Source organism: Shewanella sp. SP2S2-6 (assembly GCF_031931965.1).
GTDB lineage: Bacteria > Pseudomonadota > Gammaproteobacteria > Enterobacterales > Shewanellaceae > Shewanella > Shewanella baltica.
The window spans coordinates 83,853-101,379 of the sequence record NZ_JAUOEQ010000004.1; the positions used below are offsets into that span (position 1 = coordinate 83,853).

The 17,527-nt window shown below is 47.5% G+C and carries 11 protein-coding genes; 4 read left to right on the plus strand and 7 right to left on the minus strand.

Annotated features, from left to right (window positions below):
* Nucleotides 1–46: 46 nt before the first annotated feature.
* Entirely contained in the window at nt 47–607 is a 561-nt protein-coding gene (locus Q4Q57_RS04965) for a chalcone isomerase family protein (RefSeq protein WP_311890043.1), read from the plus strand.
* Nucleotides 608–619: 12 nt separating this feature from the next.
* Here Q4Q57_RS04965 and Q4Q57_RS04970 read toward each other — a convergent pair whose 3' ends face one another.
* The gene (locus tag Q4Q57_RS04970) at nt 620–1,564 is read right to left on the minus strand and encodes a DUF6268 family outer membrane beta-barrel protein (protein ID WP_311890044.1); all 945 of its coding nucleotides are present in this window, start codon (nt 1,562–1,564) and stop codon (nt 620–622) included.
* Between the two features lie 123 nt (nt 1,565–1,687).
* Entirely contained in the window at nt 1,688–2,314 is a 627-nt protein-coding gene (locus Q4Q57_RS04975) for a TetR/AcrR family transcriptional regulator (protein ID WP_311890045.1), read from the minus strand.
* Between the two features lie 139 nt (nt 2,315–2,453).
* Between Q4Q57_RS04975 and Q4Q57_RS04980 the strand changes: the two genes are divergently transcribed.
* Both Q4Q57_RS04980 and Q4Q57_RS04985 read left to right on the plus strand, forming a co-directional pair.
* Nucleotides 2,454–3,560, plus strand: a complete 1,107-nt coding sequence (locus Q4Q57_RS04980) for an efflux RND transporter periplasmic adaptor subunit (protein WP_259520119.1) — start codon at nt 2,454–2,456, stop codon at nt 3,558–3,560.
* A gap of 2 nt (nt 3,561–3,562) precedes the next feature.
* A complete protein-coding gene (locus Q4Q57_RS04985) occupies nt 3,563–6,631 on the plus strand; it encodes an efflux RND transporter permease subunit (protein WP_311890046.1) in 3,069 nt (1,022 codons plus the stop codon).
* Here the strand turns inward: Q4Q57_RS04985 and Q4Q57_RS04990 are convergent.
* Nucleotides 6,628–6,873 carry a YdcH family protein gene (locus Q4Q57_RS04990; RefSeq protein WP_115334205.1) on the minus strand — a complete coding sequence of 82 codons (246 nt, stop codon included), beginning with the start codon at nt 6,871–6,873 and terminating at the stop codon, nt 6,628–6,630. The genes Q4Q57_RS04985 and Q4Q57_RS04990 overlap by 4 nt on opposite strands.
* A gap of 259 nt (nt 6,874–7,132) precedes the next feature.
* Between Q4Q57_RS04990 and Q4Q57_RS04995 the strand changes: the two genes are divergently transcribed.
* Nucleotides 7,133–9,136 carry a methyl-accepting chemotaxis protein gene (locus Q4Q57_RS04995; RefSeq protein WP_311890047.1) on the plus strand — a complete coding sequence of 668 codons (2,004 nt, stop codon included), beginning with the start codon at nt 7,133–7,135 and terminating at the stop codon, nt 9,134–9,136.
* Nucleotides 9,137–9,402: 266 nt separating this feature from the next.
* Here Q4Q57_RS04995 and cydX read toward each other — a convergent pair whose 3' ends face one another.
* From cydX to purL, 4 genes are all read right to left on the minus strand, one after another.
* Nucleotides 9,403–9,519: a cytochrome bd-I oxidase subunit CydX gene (gene cydX, locus Q4Q57_RS05000; protein ID WP_006082469.1), complete on the minus strand. Its 117-nt coding sequence runs from the start codon at nt 9,517–9,519 to the stop codon at nt 9,403–9,405.
* A 19-nt stretch (nt 9,520–9,538) separates the two neighbouring features.
* Nucleotides 9,539–10,678: a cytochrome d ubiquinol oxidase subunit II gene (cydB, locus tag Q4Q57_RS05005; protein ID WP_106651105.1), complete on the minus strand. Its 1,140-nt coding sequence runs from the start codon at nt 10,676–10,678 to the stop codon at nt 9,539–9,541.
* A 15-nt stretch (nt 10,679–10,693) separates the two neighbouring features.
* Nucleotides 10,694–12,250 (minus strand): cytochrome ubiquinol oxidase subunit I, encoded by a 1,557-nt coding sequence (locus Q4Q57_RS05010; protein WP_106651106.1) that lies wholly within the window; start codon nt 12,248–12,250, stop codon nt 10,694–10,696.
* A 1,271-nt stretch (nt 12,251–13,521) separates the two neighbouring features.
* A complete protein-coding gene (gene purL / locus Q4Q57_RS05015; protein ID WP_311890097.1) occupies nt 13,522–17,403 on the minus strand; it encodes a phosphoribosylformylglycinamidine synthase in 3,882 nt (1,293 codons plus the stop codon).
* Nucleotides 17,404–17,527: the final 124 nt, after the last annotated feature.

Below are 17,527 nucleotides of genomic sequence, written 5' to 3' on the forward strand. Positions count from 1 at the left end.
AAATCTGCTTTAAACCCAATAATTAAAATAGAAAATGAGGTGTATTATGAAGTTACTCTCCACTCTTACCCTAGCAAGCGCGCTGTTATTACCCCACACATTAATGGCCAAAGAAGTATCAGGTGTGCAAGTCGCCGATACTGTGACGTTAAATAGCCAAGCATTACAGCTCAATGGCTCGGGCGTTCGCAGTAAGTTCTTTATGGATTTATATGTGGGCAGTCTGTATTTGCCAGCAGCCTTGAGTAGCACAGCAGCGGTTATCGATGCTCCGATTGCGGCAATCCGCCTTAATATTACCTCTGGCATGATCACCTCAGAAAAAATGCGCGATGCGATCACTGAAGGTTTTGAGCACGCGACCGCAGAAAACACCGCCGATATTCAACCGCAAATCGATGCATTTATGGCGCTGTTTAACGAAGAAATTAAAGAAGGTGACCAATTTACCTTAGTCGCCAATAAAGCCCGCGGCGTGACGGCCTATAAAAATGGTCAGGAACAAGCCACCATCGAAGGTGAAATGTTCCGTCAAGCACTGTTAAAAATTTGGCTAGGTGACAAGCCAGCCCAGAAAAGCCTCAAAGAGGCCATGCTAGGCAAATAACTGACATTAACGTTAGAATTTTAATTCGATATCCAAGGCCGCAGCGCCTTGGCTATCCATATCAAGCGCGGCTTGGTCGGTCACTTCTAGCTCCCCATCAAAGTAATATCCGGCGTAAAGATTCACTGTTATTGCAGACGTTGCTCGCCAACCACCGCGCAGATAACTCACCCATTCGTTCGTTTCCACTACAGTGTCATCGTCTTCGATCAGGAATCGCTCAGTACGACGCGAACTACCAAAGCCGACATTCCAATCGGAATTAAATCGATAACTCAGCTCTAATCCTGCAGGACCACTAAAACCGGCTTGGAAAGGATTGGCGAGTGCCCAATGTTCATCTATCTGCCAGCGCATGGCGAGATATGGCACAGTGCGAACTTCATCGATATCATTGAGATACGCGACGCCAAAGCCAATCATATTTCCTGAATCAAATGCATACATGGCAGACGCCACAATACCGTAACTCTGGGCTTCGCTGGCCGATGCAGTGTCGGCGTAGGCATATTGGATCTGCGGCGCTAAAAAGAAGGCCCAATGTTTATCCATGCGATAATTTAACGACACTCCGGCACGGTAACGATTGATATGATCCCAATTCTGCCCGTCGGTACCAAACAGCGGGGCGACATTGTTAGCACCAGTGAGCGTGATATTGCGCCAATCATAATCCAGCCTGTCGTAACCCACACGAAAGCCCAAAGACCATTGCTGATTTAACGGAACATTCATCCCTGCACTCAGTAATAAACTGTCCCTTTGTAGCTCAGTATTACCATTGGCAACCTCGGCACTCTGGGTGCTGATCTGCGCGACACTTAATCTAAAAGGCTTGTATTCCTGCGAAGGTTTATCCGCTGCAATAGCGGCACAACTCATTAACGGCAACAGTAATACAGCGCTTTTCAGCAGGCGCAGTTTTGCGCTCGATGGTGAGAGTTCTCGATTAGCCACGTCAGCTCCTTGCATTTAAAATGATTAACAGATTTTTTGCGCATAATACGCGCTATCAAGCTAAAAGGTTCATGCTTTCAATGTTGAGATACAAAATGATACTTTTATATTGTGCAAGTTTTATTAAACCCGATGCGCCTTCAGGAACATGTCTGCACAACCCAAAATATACTCATTCCTATCGCTAACGAGTTCATCGGCCGCCAAGCCCAATTCTAATTTGAGTTTTAGCTCACCAAACAACATTAAACATAAACGCACCGCACTATGGTGAACGTTACCAAATCGATATTGCCCTAGGGCTTCTACTGTCACTAAATAATCCGCCAATAATCCCACTATATGTTTCGGGCCCGCGTCGAAGAACAACTGCGACACTTCGGGATGACTTTCGGATTGCGCCACACAGGCTTTGAATACCGTAATAGCTTCAGGGCTGACGATCATCTCCCCAAACTGCAGGGCAAACTGAGTTAATGCCGATTCAGGCTTAGTGGGATCACTTAACAAATCATCATTAAGATTATGGCCAACACATTTAGATTCGATTGCCGCAACAAATAATTCATCTTTGCTGCCGTAATGGGAATAGACGGTTTGTTTCGACACGCCCGCAAGCTTGGCAACCTCATCCATACTGGTATGGGGAAACCCTTGACGACAAAATAAATCAATAGCAGCTACAAGCACTTGCTGACGTTTTTGTTCGCTACGGCTCAGAGGTAACTGCGTCTCAGAGGAATGCGTCATATCGACTCTCGAATAGATAGACATAATAAATTGGCATTAGTTAAGCACAAAATAGACTAGACAGTCTAGTTCCGCACAACTAGACTTGCAAGTCTAGTTACATTGCATTAACGTTTAACTTACAGCGGAAGCACTTAAAATGGATCGAACTGCCCGACGTTCTTGGCGCACTATCAGCGTCTGCGTGTTTGCTTTAGTCACATTATCCGCCTGTCAAAAGGAAGTCACTGAACACGCCACGACAACCATACTGCCCACAGTCACAAGCAAAGCGTTGATCCTGACCCCAAGCTATCAGCACGAGCAAACCTTCACGGGGACTATCCGTGCGGGCAACACAACTGGCATCGGCTTTGAACTGGCTGGTAAGTTAAACGAGCTACAGGCCGATTCCGGTATCAAAGTGAAGCAAGGTCAAATACTGGCAATTCTCGATACCCGACTACTCGAAGCCGAGCGTCAAGAGATACAAGCGAGTCTGGCGCAAACCCAAGCCGATGTTGATCTGGCCACCAGCACTCTAAAACGTAATCAAGAATTGAAAAAATCGGGTTATGTCTCTGAACAGCTATTAGATGAAAACCGCTCACAATTAAATAGCTTAGCCGCGGCGAAAAACCGCCTACTTGCCTCACAGCATGCCAATCAACTTAAGCTCGATAAATCCATCTTAGTGGCGCCCTTCGACGGCACCATCAGCCAAAGACTGCATAACTTAGGCGAAGTGGTTGCCGCGGGGAGCCCCATTTTCACCTTAGTGGGCAATATCAATCCTGAAGCCTACATTGGCGTACCTGTCGCGTTAGCGGAGCAGTTTCACGCCGGACTGCAAGTACAAGTCAGCGTGCAAGACCAAACCTTTACCGCCGAAATTGCCGGTATCAGCGCCGAAGTGAATCCCATCAGTCGCACCCTACAACTTAGGATCAGCCTGCCCCAAGATGCCCGTGTGATTAACGGTGAAATTGCGTATCTGCATCAACAGCAGCAAATTGAGCAAGCTGGGTATTGGGTGCCAATTTCAGCGCTAACGGATGGCATTCGCGGATTATGGAATCTGTATGTCATCGCAAATGATGAACAGCAATCCATCATAGAGCGCCGAGATGTGGAAATCCTCTACACCACCCAAAACATGGCCTACATTCAAGGCGCGATTCAGCCCAATGAAATCTATGTCAGCCAAGGACTCCATAAGCTGGTCGTAGGCCAAGCCGTGTCTCCCATTGCCGCAGCCACGAGGTAGTTATGATTAAAGCCTTTGTTGAAAACGGCCGCTTAGTCAGCCTCGTTATTGCACTATTACTGGTCGCGGGCTTTGGCGCTATCTCGAGTCTGCCGCGTACTGAAGATCCACACATAACCAACCGTTTCGCCTCTGTGATCACCCCGTACCCCGGTGCTTCGGCCGAGCGGGTCGAAGCCTTAGTCACGGAAGTGCTCGAAAATCAGCTCAGACGCTTAGAAGAAATCAAGCTGATCCAGTCGACCTCTCGGCCGGGGATTTCAGTCATACAGTTAGAATTGAAAGACACTGTCATGGAGACAGATCCCGTGTGGTCTCGGGCGCGGGATTTATTAGCCGATGCGAAAATCAATCTGCCCGAGGGCATACCATCCCCGACACTCGATGATCAAATTGGTTATGCCTACACCGCCATTTTAAGCTTAGTGTGGAACAGTAATACGCCCGTTCGAGTCGATATGCTCAACCGCTATGCTAAGGAATTACAGAGCAGGCTCAGGCTGTTGTCGGGCACAGATTTTGTCAAACTCTACGGCGCACCGACCGAAGAAATGTTAGTGCAGCTCGATGGCAACAAGATGAGCCAGTTACAACTCACTCCCGCTTCCATCGCCCATATTCTCAGCGGCGCCGACAGTAAAATTGCTGCGGGTGAAATCAACAATCGTGAGTTTCGCGCCTTAGTCGAAGTCTCGGGCGAACTCGACTCCTTAACTCGCATTCGCCAAGTGCCACTCAAAATTGATAACCAAGGCCAAATTATTCGCCTTGGAGATATTGCCACTATCACGCGCCAAGCCAAAACGCCCGCGGACAGCATAGCCTTAGTCGATGGTGAACAAGGCGTTTTTGTCGCCGCGCGCATGCTTAACAATAGCCGTGTCGATCTCTGGCAAGCACAAGTGAATAGCGTCGTCGATGAACTTAATCGCGAAGTGCCCGCCAATATCCAGATCCAATGGCTATTCGAGCAAAACAGTTACACCAGCGATCGCCTTGGCGGACTCGTGGTTAACCTGCTGCAAGGATTTGTGATCATCTTGCTGGTATTGCTACTCACCCTCGGACTACGAAACGCCATCATAGTAGCGATTTCATTGCCCCTCACGGCACTGTTTACCTTGGCCTGCATGAAATATATCGGCCTGCCCATACATCAAATGTCGGTGACTGGACTCGTCGTCGCCCTTGGGATCATGGTGGATAATGCGATTGTGATTGTCGATGCCATCTCACAACGGCGCCAACAAGGGATGAGCCGCCTAGCCGCAGTGAGTGAAACCATACACCACCTTTGGTTACCCTTAGCAGGTTCAACGATTACCACGATTCTAGCCTTTGCGCCCATAGTGCTGATGCCCGGTGCCGCAGGAGAGTTTGTCGGTGGCATTGCCATGTCAGTGATGTTTGCGCTGCTGGGCTCTTACCTGATTTCCCACACGATAATTGCGGGACTCGCGGGACGATTTAGCCATGAAGGCAAACATGATGTCTGGTATCAACACGGGATCAATCTCCCGCTGCTGAGCCAATATTTTCAAGCGAGCCTCAGAATCGCCCTTAAGCGCCCTATTATCAGTGCGCTGCTTATCGGCATTACGCCAGTATTAGGTTTTTACGCCTCGGGCAAGATGACAGAGCAATTCTTTCCGCCATCGGACAGGGACATGTTCCAAATTGAAGTCTATCTTGCGCCCCATGTGAGTTTAGACAACACCTTGAACCAAGTGCAACTGATGGATAAAAAGCTCCATGCCGTCAAAGGGATAACTCAAGTCGATTGGGTGGTGGGCGGCAATACGCCCTCATTTTATTACAACCTGACGCAACGCCAACAGGGCGCGACTAACTATGCGCAGGCCATGGTGAAAGTGACCGACTTTGAACGTGCCAATGAGCTGATCCCCGAATTACAACAGCAGTTCGACAGTGCTTTCCCCGAAGCACAAGTACTAGTACGCAAACTCGAGCAAGGTCCGCCCTTTAATGCGCCGGTAGAGTTGATGATCTTCGGTCCGAATCTCGATACGTTGCGATCGCTGGGCGACGAAGTCCGCAATATCCTCGCGCAAACGCCGGACGTACTCCATACCCGAGCCACTTTAAGTGCCGGTGCGCCTAAGCTGTGGCTGCAAGTGAATGAAGATGCCAGCCTGATGAGTGGTTTAAGTCTGACGGATATTGCCAAGCAGATCCAAATGTCGACCACGGGCGTTATCGGGGGCAGCGTACTTGAGCAAACGGAGTCATTACCCGTTCGAGTGCGACTCGGTGATGGCAGTCGCGAACAAGTCACCCGCCTTTCAGAAATTCAATTAGTGACACCTTCGGGTGAGTCGGTCGCGCTCTCAGCCCTCGCCCACAACGAAGTACAAGTGAGCCGCGGCGCCATTCCAAGACGTAACGGCCAAAGGGTGAATACCATAGAAGCCTATATTGTCAGTGGTGTGTTACCCGCCCAAGTGCTGAACGATGTCAAAGATAAAGTGGCACAACTCGCGCTGCCATCAGGTTATCGCATTGAAATCGGCGGTGAAAGCGCGAAACGTAACGAAGCGGTCGGCAATTTACTGTCCAATGTGATGTTAGTCGTCACCTTGCTATTGGCCACTGTGGTGTTGTCGTTCAACTCCTTTAGGCTCACGGCCATCATTTTGTTGAGCGCGATACAATCAGCCGGGCTTGGCCTATTAGCCGTGTTTGTGTTCGGCTATCCCTTTGGATTCCCTGTCATCATAGGTTTACTAGGCTTGATGGGACTGGCCATTAACGCTGCCATAGTGATCTTGGCTGAACTTGAGGATATGCCGAGTGCTAGACTCGGCGATATGGAAACCATAGTCTCAACCGTCAGCAGTTGTGGCCGCCATATCAGCTCAACAACCATCACCACAGTGGGCGGGTTTATCCCGCTTATCATTGCTGGCGGCGGATTTTGGCCTCCCTTTGCCATTGCTATCGCGGGCGGCACGCTGCTGACGACTTTGCTCTCTCTGGTTTGGGTACCGACTATGTATCTACTGTTGATGAAAACCCGTATGGCGAACAATCAGTCCGCCATTCCAGCTTAAATCGCATCGTGGACTAGGTATTGATACAGTTTATCTTTGAGGTTTAACCGCTCTAATTTTAACGCTAAAAAGTGCTCATCGGCGGTGGGCACTTTAGTTAACTCCAGTGCCCTAATTTTATTGTCGAGCTCATGGTAACGACTGGCCATAGTCGCAAAGGAGCTATTATTGACTTTTAGATGCTTAATTTGATCGACAAAATCAGGAAACTCATAAACTAACGCATGATTCTCACCTAGCATATACACTTCCCCTATAATGGTTCTGACACTATGAACTCCATTCACCTTAAGCAGCTTAGTCCATGCCATCACAATACGGCCAGTTAGCAGGACTTTTTATCTGCCGACATGTCTGTGGAATGAATCCATTAACTCAAGTCTAAAACTGGTAAAATATCAAAGAATTGACTATACAATTGCTTAAATACTAGACCCATATCAAGACCATGGAGTGAGACTTAGGCTACATTGATGTAACCGTTACCTATAGGATCGTACGATGAATTATAAAAATTGGCCTATTGCAAAACAAATAGGTGCCCTCGCGTTTATTCTCACACTCACCATTTTCGGCATACTCAGTACCGTTTCCTACAAAGCCGCTTCAAATGTATTAGAAGATAAAGGCATGAGTGCCATGAAGTCCGAAATGCGAGCCGTTTCAGACATGTTAGAACTGCAATACGATAGCCTTTTGCAGCTTGCAAGGCGCAACGCCGATGTGTTTAAGGAAATGTATCCAGGGCAATTTAGTAAACCAAATAAAACCGTCAATGTGATGGGAGTCAGCTCCCCCGCCCTCATGCACGAACAAGAACAAATTAACTCCTCAAAAAGTAAAGTCGATCGTTTTGCTAACCTGACAGGCGGCACGGCAACGGTATTCGTGCGTGATGGCGATGATTTTATGCGGGTGTCGACCTCACTCAAAAAAGCCGATGGTAGCCGTGCACTAGGCACCTTCCTCGGCAAAACGCATCCAGGCTATCAAGCGCTGATCAGCGGCCAAGAATACGAAGGCTACGCCAAACTCTTCGGCAAAGACTATATGACAGTCTATCGCCCAGTAAAGGACGTCCAAGGCCAAGTCATTGGTATCTTATATATTGGCTTTGACATCACCAGCTCGTTAAAACAATTAAAAGATGCAGTAAACAGACTCACCCTAGAAGAAAGCGGCCGTTTTCTGTTAGTGCGTAAAGCGGACAATGTACTAGTCGCGCATCCTCAGTTTAATGCTGGCGACGTTATCACCGAGAGTATGCTCGATGGGTTAAGTGTGGCTGAGGCCACGAAAGATGATTCTGAGTACAGTTATAGCAATAGTAAAAATGAGCCTATGTTTGCCTATAGCCAAACCGTAACCGGCTGGAATTGGATGTTGGTAGGCCAAGTTAAGGCAAGTGAACTCAATGAAGAAAGTATGCAGTTACTCACTATCAACGCTATCGTTGCCCTCACAGGGATTGCGCTGATCACAGCACTGCTTTCAGTAGTATTAATCCGTGCACTTAAACCGTTACATGCCCTACAAGTGCATATGGAAAGGCTAGGCAGTGGCAATTTTAGTCATCACTTAGCGCCATCGGAACCACAGAGTCAAAACGAAGTTGATCGCATCACCACCAGTGTATCGACCATGTCCTCAGAGTTAAGGCAGTTGATCATTGCCCTGCAGGATTCGGTGATGAGTTTAGAGCAGCAGGCTTCTAAGGCACAAAGTATCGCCAAACAGAATGGCGAAGAAGCTCAGGCCTTAATGCTACAAACGGATCAAATTGCCACAGCCATTGAAGAAATGTCGACCTCTATTCGTGATGTGGCGAACCATGCCCAAGACGGCGCAGTTCAGAGCCAGCAAGTGGATGCCGCAGCCAAAGAAGGCCAAGATCAGCAAGTTAAAGTAGTGCAAGATTTACTCAAGCTCAGTGAACAGCTCAGTAACAGTCATCAGTCGGTTGAAAAAGTCAGTCACGAAAGTGAAGCCATCAGTAAAGTCACCGAAGTGATTAACAGCATTGCCGAGCAGACAAACTTACTGGCACTCAATGCGGCGATTGAAGCGGCGCGCGCAGGCGATCAAGGTCGAGGCTTTGCGGTCGTTGCCGATGAGGTGAGAACCTTAGCCCAGCGCACCCAATCATCCATTTTAGAAATTGGCCAAACAATTGGAAAGCTACAAACCCAAGTGAAAAGCACCACAGAGCAAATGGGTCAGAGTCATCAATTAGGTATGGAATCCGCAGCACAGGGCGAAGCAACCGGCGAGCAGCTTAAGGAAATCACCCGCCGGATTGGTGAACTCGCCATTAGTTCACGTAATATCGCCTCAGCAACTGAACAGCAAAGCAGTGTTGCAGAGGAAATTACTCACAATCTGCATCAGATCAGTGAACTAGCAAATGAGGGCGAGCACCGTGCCACTGAAACCGTACATTCAGCCAATGAACTGTCTTCCTTAGCGGCGGCTTTAAAACGCCAAATAAGCCAGTTTAAGGCCTAGATAGACTCGCTCGACAGGTTCAATTAACACCACTAGCTCAAATTTTTAATGAGTTGTTTATCAAATGCCACCCACACTGGGTGGCATTTTTTATGGCCGCGATTCCAACAGTTTTGGGCATCATTCAAGAAAGCGACTTGAGGAGATAGTTATTGAGGATAGCTATTTTAAAAGAGCCCAACACAGGCTAAACCTTACCTCACCCAGTAAATAAATCCCAATAAAAAACCCCGCTAGTGCGAGGTTTTTTAAATCGAGTTTAGACGTTACTCGGCATCATCTGCCGATCTGTCCATGTTCTCAGTATTCTCAAGCCACAGGGCATTGATAATCCCGAAAGAACAGGCCAACAAAACCCCTAATATCCACGTAAAATACCACATAGCAGATGCTCCTTAATGCCTAATAGAGTGAGGCTTTGTTATCTTCAATATGTTTACGACCGATACGGCCAAACATTTTGAAATAAGTCCAAACAGTGTAGCTCAATACTATAGGGACGAAAATCGCAGCGGCAGCAGTCATCACCCCTAAGGTAGTTTTACTGGCTGTTGCATCCCACATAGTCAAACTGACGTTAGGGTCTAGTGATGATGGCATAACGAATGGGAACATAGCTGCACCGCACGTCAAAATCACCATAGCGACAGTCAGCGAACTGAATAGGAACGCAAAACCTGAACGGTTAAAGCGGCTCACCAGAATCACTAACAGCGGCAATAGCACACCTAAGAAAGGGAACAACATAGTGATGGGGTATTTGTCATAGTTGGCAAGCCAAGCACCCGCTTCAATCGCGACTGTTTTCATTGCTGGGTTAGACACCGCATTATGGTCAAGGACTGATGTCACGACATAACCATCAATACCATTGGCTAACCACACGCCTGCTGCTGCAAACAACACAGCCACTAATAGTGCGAAGAATTGCGTGGCTTTCGCAGCACGAACTCGCAGCTCGCTATCAGTCTTCATTTGTAGCCAAGAAGCGCCTTGCATCATAAACATGCTCACGCTCACAAGACCTGCCAGTAGACCGAAAGGATTCAACAGACCGAATAGACCACCGTGGTAAGTCGCACGTAGGAACTCATCGAATTCAAACGGTACGCCTTGTAACAAGTTGCCAAAGGCTACGCCTATGATCAGTGGAGGTACAAAACCGCCGGCAAACAAGGCCCAGTCCCACGACTTACGCCACTTTGGATTTTCAATTTTAGAACGGTAATCGAATCCGACTGGACGCATGTAAAGGGCAAACAGCACTAACATCATGGCGACATAGAAGCCAGAGAAAGACACTGCATACACCATAGGCCAAGCGGCAAATAACGCACCACCTGCTGTGATTAACCACACTTGGTTGCCGTCCCAATGGGGAGCAATAGTGTTGACCATGATACGGCGTTCAGTATCGTCTTTGCCTATGATTGGCAGTAACGCACCGACACCCATGTCAAAACCGTCAGTAACCGCAAATCCGATGAACAGTACGCCGATCAGAGCCCACCAGATAACTCTTAATATTTCATAATCAAACATAATGAAATCCTCTGCTTAGGCTTCTAGGTTCTCGAAATGATAACGACCAGTTTTTAAACTGCTCGGACCAATGCGGGCAAACTTAAACATCAAGAACATCTCAATCACCAGCAGCACAGTGTAGAACAGGGTGATAGAAAGGATACTGAACCATAAGTCGCCAGTCGTTAAACTCGATGCAGACATAAAGGTCGGTAGTACCTCAGAAATCGTCCAAGGTTGACGACCATACTCAGCCACAAACCAACCACACTCAATCGCGATCCAAGGTAATGGCAAGCTATAAAGTGCAGCTTTAAGTACCCATTTCTTCTCAGCGATTTGATGACGTGTGCTTTGCCAGAAAGCCGCAGCAAATACGAACAACATGATAAAGCCTAGACCCACCATCACACGGAAGCTCCAGAAAATCGGTGCTACGTTCGGGATAGAATCTTTAGCTGCTGCTTTAATTTGCTCTTCAGTGGCATCAACCACTTTGTCTGTGTAGCGTTTCAGTAAGAAACCATAGCCTAAGTCGACTTTTGCTTCTTCAAAGGCCGCACGCAGTTCAGGGGTTTCTTCACCCGCACGCAGCTTCACTAACATGGCATAAGCTTTCATACCGTTACGGATACGCACTTCATGCTCAGCAATCAAATCACGGATCCCCGTGACTTCTTCATCCAATGAACGTGTTGCCACAATGCCCATCGCATAAGGAATTTTGATCGCATAATCCGTGTGCATGGTTTCTTGATTTGGGAAACCAACCGCAGTAAAGGCCGCAGGAGCAGGTTCTGTGTGCCATTCAGCTTCAATTGCCGCTAACTTAACACGCTGTGCTTCACCGACTTTATAACCAGATTCATCACCTAAGACGATAACCGATAAAATCGCCGCCATACCAAAGCTTGCCGCAATAGCAAATGAGCGACGGGCAAAAGGTAAGTCACGTTTCTTGAGGATGTAATAAGCACTGATCGCCAGCACAAACATGGCACCCGCCACATAACCCGAAGCCACAGTGTGAACAAACTTCACCTGCGCAACAGGGTTAAACACCACTTCTGCGAAGCTGGTCATTTCCATGCGCATGGTTTCGTAGTTGAACACAGAACCCACAGGGTTTTGCATCCAACCGTTTGCCACTAAAATCCACAATGCCGACATGTTAGAGCCAAAGGCCACTAACCAAGTCACCACTAAATGTTGACGTTTAGTGAAACGATCCCAACCGAAGAAGAACATACCGACGAAGGTAGATTCGAGGAAGAAGGCCATTAAACCTTCAATAGCCAGAGGCGCACCAAAGATGTCCCCTACGTAATGCGAATAGTAAGACCAGTTAGTACCAAACTGGAATTCCATTGCCAAACCTGTGGTAACCCCCAAGGCAAAGTTAATACCAAATAACTTACCCCAGAACTTAGTCATATCTTTATAAATTTGTTTATCTGTCATCACATACAGTGATTCCATGATAGCCAGCAAAAATGCCAACCCCAAGGTCAAGGGAACAAACAGGAAGTGATACATGGCTGTCAGCGCAAACTGCAACCGCGATAGCTCAACAACCTCTTCAACAATCATCGGTGACTCCTTACTTGGTGCGTCCAATTGCTATGACAAAACCCGCGTCAATCACAGCAAGTGCCTTTGTAGGATAGTGAGTTTTCATTTTGTGTTTATATCTGAACATCAGTATAAACCGTTAAATTTAATCTTTTTCATTAGTTCGAAGCAGCAAGGGTTAAAAAGTACCAATATCCGTCGCATATTGAGACGCGAGTCACACTATCGCAAGTAACTGAGACCAACACCCTACCACTTAATCAATCAAATGATCTCATCGATATAAATATCAGATAGTTAAGATATTTATTCGCTTTCATTTGTGGCTATTTTATACCACCTCGCTTTGATGCAAATCAATCAAACTCAGTGGTTTAGGTGGGTTTTGCGGTGAGGCACACACTTCCCCATTGAGAGGGATTGACAACCACACAAAACAGGAGTAGTGAGCACGCATTAATTAGTGTAAACACCTACTTTTATTGATTAGCCACCACAAATCAGCTCCAGCTGCCAAAAAACTAACAAACAAATAATGTTGCAACAAATTAACTAAAAAAACATAAAAATATTTTCAGCGAAAATTAATTTAAAACCTTTAAAATCAATATATAAATACATACATAGAAATGAGAATATAAAAACAGCATCAAAATTCATTAGTTTTAATAATGAATAATTGTATTTTTTCTCGTTTGAGAAGCTAACCTGAGTTGTTTAATATATGTCCTGTGTTAAGGAGACAATTTGGTAGAACTGGTGTCGTAGCCCAGTCAATGCCAACTTCGCGCACATAGGTATTAACTTTTGGTGTGGAGATATCGATATGACTAAATTATTTGAACGTCTGGTTAACAGCTACAAGCGTGTTTTTGTTGAACTTTATACAGCTAATGAGCTGAAATAATCCCCAGAATTACTCGTGAAATTTATTGCATTAATTTGAAGTTTTGTTAGCGCAAAACGAGCCCCCATCTCTTTGAGAGTGGGGGCTTTTTCTATTCTAAAGCCGCAACATCTGCCTTCAACTCTAGAACCCCATAAAACGTCGCTTCCAGCATCAAGTATGCAACATACCTATTAATAGGTATTTACCGATGAAAGAAGCTATTTTTTCACTTTGGTCCATTAGATTATTTGCAATAAGTGTTAATGATTTGAAATCAAAGATATTTCATAAAAGTGCATTTTAAATATAAAAAAAGGAGCGAAATTATCGCTCCTTTTTTACGATTAACTAAACCCACTTTTACCCATCAATACAGGTAAAAGCCGCTGAGTTTACTCGCTTAACCTAAGGTCACTCGCGCATTACGGAACATACGCATCCAAGGGCTATCTTCACCCCAAGCATCAGGATGCCAAGAGTTAGCGACCGTTCTGAACACACGTTCAGGATGCGGCATCATCAAAGTAACGCGTCCGTCAGTGGTACAAATGCCCGTTAGGCCATTTGGAGAACCGTTCGGGTTTTGTGGATACTGAGTTGCGATATCGCCCTTGCCATTGACAAAGCGCAGGGCAATTGTGCCTGACGCTTCGGCCATCGCCAGCGCTTCAGCGCTGGCAAACTCAGCCAAACCTTCACCGTGTGATACGGCGATAGGCATACGCGAACCCGCCATACCTTGGAAGAATAACGACGGGCTCTGTTGCACTTCAACTAAGCTGAAACGCGCTTCGAAACGCTCTGAGCGGTTACGCACAAAACGCGGCCAATGTTCGCTTCCTGGAATAATTTCTTTCAGGTTTGACAGCATTTGGCAACCGTTACACACGCCAAGGGCAAAACTTGAGTCACGTTCAAAGAAACGCGAAAACTCATCGCGGGCACGCTCGTTAAACAGGATCGACTTAGCCCAACCTTCACCTGCGCCTAATACGTCACCATAAGAGAAGCCACCACAGGCCACAAGACCTTGGAAATCCTCTAGGCTAATACGGCCAGATAAAATGTCCGACATGTGTACGTCGCGGCTTTCAAATCCAGCGCGGTCAAAAGCAGCGGCCATTTCTACGTGGGAGTTAACGCCCTGCTCACGCAAAATCGCCATCTTAGGTGCAGCGCCCTTAAGGATATAAGGCGCGGCAACGTCAGCACTTGGATCAAAACTTAAGTTAACGGTTAAGCCTAAATCGGTTTCGTCTTGCTTAAGTTTGAACTCTTCAAGTGCGCAGGCTGGGTTATCACGCAGTGCTTGCATACGATAGGTGGTTTCTGACCACACAGTGCGCAGCGCTACACGGCTATCACTGAAGATTTCACGCGCGCCATCGTTAATGGTGATGCGTTGATCTTCAGCTAACGTGCCGATCACGTGGCAAGGCACGCCTGCGATAGCAAACTGAGCGGCAATTTTCGCCGCATTGTCGCGGCTCACTTGCAGCACAGCGCCGAGTTCTTCATTAAAGAGTCGCTCTAAATCCGTACCCTGTAGATCTTCTAAATCGATATTCAGACCTGTATTACCCGCAAACGCCATTTCCACTAAGGTAGTGAATAAACCGCCGTCGCTACGGTCGTGGTAAGCAATAACGGATTTCTTAGCCACTAGATTTTGCATGGTTTCGAAGAAACCGCGCAGCAGTGCAGCATCATCAAGATCCGGCGCAACATCACCCAACTCACCAAACACTTGAGCTAAACAAGAACCGCCTAAACGATTTTTACCCGCGCCTAAATCCACTAACAGCAAAGACGTTTCGCCTCTATCTGTGCGCAGCTCTGGCGTCACTGTATTGCGAATATCTTGCACCACACCAAAGGCAGTGATGACCAATGACATAGGCGATGTCACGGTTTTATCCGCGCCATCTTGCTGCCATGCGGTCTTCATCGACATAGAGTCTTTACCGACCGGAATAGTCAGGCTGAGCTCTGGACACAGTTCTTCACCCACGGCTTTCACCGCTTCATAAAGACCCGCATCTTCACCGGGGTGACCCGCGGCAGACATCCAGTTGGCAGAAAGCTTGATACGCTTAAATGAACCGATATCGGCACCGGCGATGTTCATGATGGATTCAGCCACTGCCATACGGGCAGAGGCGCCAAAATCAAGCAGTGCCAGCGGTGTACGCTCGCCCAGTGACATAGCTTCACCGGCGTAGGTATCAAAACTTGCCGCTGTGACCGCGCAATCGGCCACAGGCACTTGCCATGGACCCACCATTTGGTCACGGTTAACTAAACCCGTAACAGTGCGGTCACCAATGGTGATAAGGAAGGTTTTATCCGCAACGGTAGGCAAGCTCAGTACGCGTTTAACCGCTTCTTTAACTTCAATATTATCTTGCGCTAACGCGGGTGATACCGCTTTAGCCGATACCACATCGCGGCTCATCTTAGGCGCTTTGCCTAATAAGACTTCAAGCGGTAAATCGATAGGATTATTATCGAAATGGCTGTCGCTAAGCGTCAGGTGTTTCTCCGCCGTCGCTTCACCCACAACCGCAAACGGTGCGCGCTCGCGCTCACAAATTGCAGTAAATAGTGCGAGGTTTTCAGGGGCAACGGACATCACATAACGCTCTTGTGATTCGTTACACCAGATTTCCAGCGGGCTCATGCCTGGCTCATCTGAAGGCACGTTACGCAGATTAAATAAACCGCCGCGCTCGCCGTCATTCACAAGTTCAGGGAAAGCGTTCGACAAACCGCCCGCGCCCACATCGTGGATAAATTGGATAGGGTTTTTATCGCCAAGCTGCCAACAGCGGTCAATCACTTCCTGACAACGACGTTCCATTTCGGGGTTTTCACGTTGCACAGAAGCAAAGTCGAGATCTTCACTCGATTGACCCGATGCCATAGATGAAGCGGCGCCGCCACCCAAACCAATGTTCATCGCTGGGCCACCCAGCACAATCAGCTTAGCGCCAACGGTGATTTCGCCCTTCTGTACATGTTCTTCGCGAATGTTACCTAAACCACCGGCCAACATAATGGGCTTGTGGTAACCACGCACTTCAACGCCGTTATGGCTGCTGACTTCCTGCTCGTAGGTACGGAAATAACCGACCAGCGCAGGACGACCAAACTCGTTGTTAAATGCCGCACCGCCCAGAGGGCCTTCGGTCATGATATCGAGCGCGCTAACGATACGATCTGGCTTACCGTAGTTCCCTTCCCATGGTTGAACAAAACCCGGGATTTTTAAATTTGATACGCTAAAGCCCGTTAAACCAGCTTTAGGTTTAGAACCACGACCCGTTGCGCCTTCATCACGGATTTCACCACCTGAACCGGTTGCAGCGCCAGGATAGGGGCTGATGGCGGTTGGATGGTTGTGGGTTTCCACTTTCATCAGGATGTGCATAGGTTCAGTGTGGTAGTTGTACACCCCATCAGGATCGGGGAAGAAACGACCGGCAACCGAGCCTTCCATCACAGCGGCGTTATCTTTGTAGGCAGATAACACGTGATCAGGCGTGGTTTCAAAGGTGTTCTTAATCATTTTGAACAATGACTTAGGCTGAACTTCACCGTCAATGGTCCAATCTGCGTTAAAAATCTTATGACGACAATGCTCAGAGTTCGCTTGAGCAAACATCATCAATTCGATGTCATGGGGATTACGGCCTAAACGGACGAAGTTTTCGACTAAATAGTCGATTTCATCTTCGGCTAAGGCAAGGCCCAATGCTGTGTTAGCCATTTCAAGTGCGCGGCGACCTTCGGCAAGAATATTGACGCTTTTAAACGGCGCAGGCTCAGTGCGTTTGAATAACACATCGGCTTTGGCAAAATCATCAAGCATGATTTCAACCATGCGATCGTGCAACAGCGCATTTAAGACTTGTTGCTGCGCCACTGTCAGTACATCTGACTCGACATAATACGCAACGCCTCGCTCCAAACGCTTCACTTTACCAAGGCCACAATTGTGCGCGATGTCAGTGGCTTTTGAAGACCAAGGAGAAATAGTACCGGGGCGAGGAGTGACAAACAGGAGTGAACCTTGGGGGATATGAGCTTCTATCGCTGGTCCATAGGTGAGAATTTTTTCAAGCTGCTGGCGTTCATTTGTGTCGAGCAACTCGCTCAAATCCGCTAAATGAACATACTCAGCATAGATTTGGCGTACCGGAAGCGCAGCGTTTTCGCAGGCCTCCATCAGCTTTTGCACCCTAAACGTCGAGAGTGCAGGGGCTCCGCGGATGATCTCCATCACGTCTATTCACCTTATTATTTATTATTGCAGGGGTCAGAGGTGGCGCTATTATAAGGAAATGTCTGCCACAAATCACCTGTGACCTTACGCAAAACAGTGTTTCCTGTGATATAAAAAACGC

Excerpts from the sequence above, each read along its gene's own strand:
- Q4Q57_RS04985 (WP_311890046.1), top strand. The coding sequence starts at position 3,563 with ATGATTAAAGCCTTTGTTGAAAACGGCCGCTTAGTCAGCCTCGTTATT.
- Q4Q57_RS04995 (WP_311890047.1), top strand. The coding sequence starts at position 7,133 with ATGAATTATAAAAATTGGCCTATTGCAAAACAAATAGGTGCCCTCGCG.
- cydX (WP_006082469.1), bottom strand. The coding sequence starts at position 9,519 with ATGTGGTATTTTACGTGGATATTAGGGGTTTTGTTGGCCTGTTCTTTC.
- Q4Q57_RS04980 (WP_259520119.1), top strand. The coding sequence starts at position 2,454 with ATGGATCGAACTGCCCGACGTTCTTGGCGCACTATCAGCGTCTGCGTG.
- Q4Q57_RS04965 (WP_311890043.1), top strand. The coding sequence starts at position 47 with ATGAAGTTACTCTCCACTCTTACCCTAGCAAGCGCGCTGTTATTACCC.
- cydB (WP_106651105.1), bottom strand. The coding sequence starts at position 10,678 with ATGTTTGATTATGAAATATTAAGAGTTATCTGGTGGGCTCTGATCGGC.
- purL (WP_311890097.1), bottom strand. The coding sequence starts at position 17,403 with ATGGAGATCATCCGCGGAGCCCCTGCACTCTCGACGTTTAGGGTGCAA.
- Q4Q57_RS05010 (WP_106651106.1), bottom strand. The coding sequence starts at position 12,250 with ATGATTGTTGAAGAGGTTGTTGAGCTATCGCGGTTGCAGTTTGCGCTG.
- Q4Q57_RS04975 (WP_311890045.1), bottom strand. The coding sequence starts at position 2,314 with ATGACGCATTCCTCTGAGACGCAGTTACCTCTGAGCCGTAGCGAACAA.
- Q4Q57_RS04990 (WP_115334205.1), bottom strand. The coding sequence starts at position 6,873 with ATGCTAGGTGAGAATCATGCGTTAGTTTATGAGTTTCCTGATTTTGTC.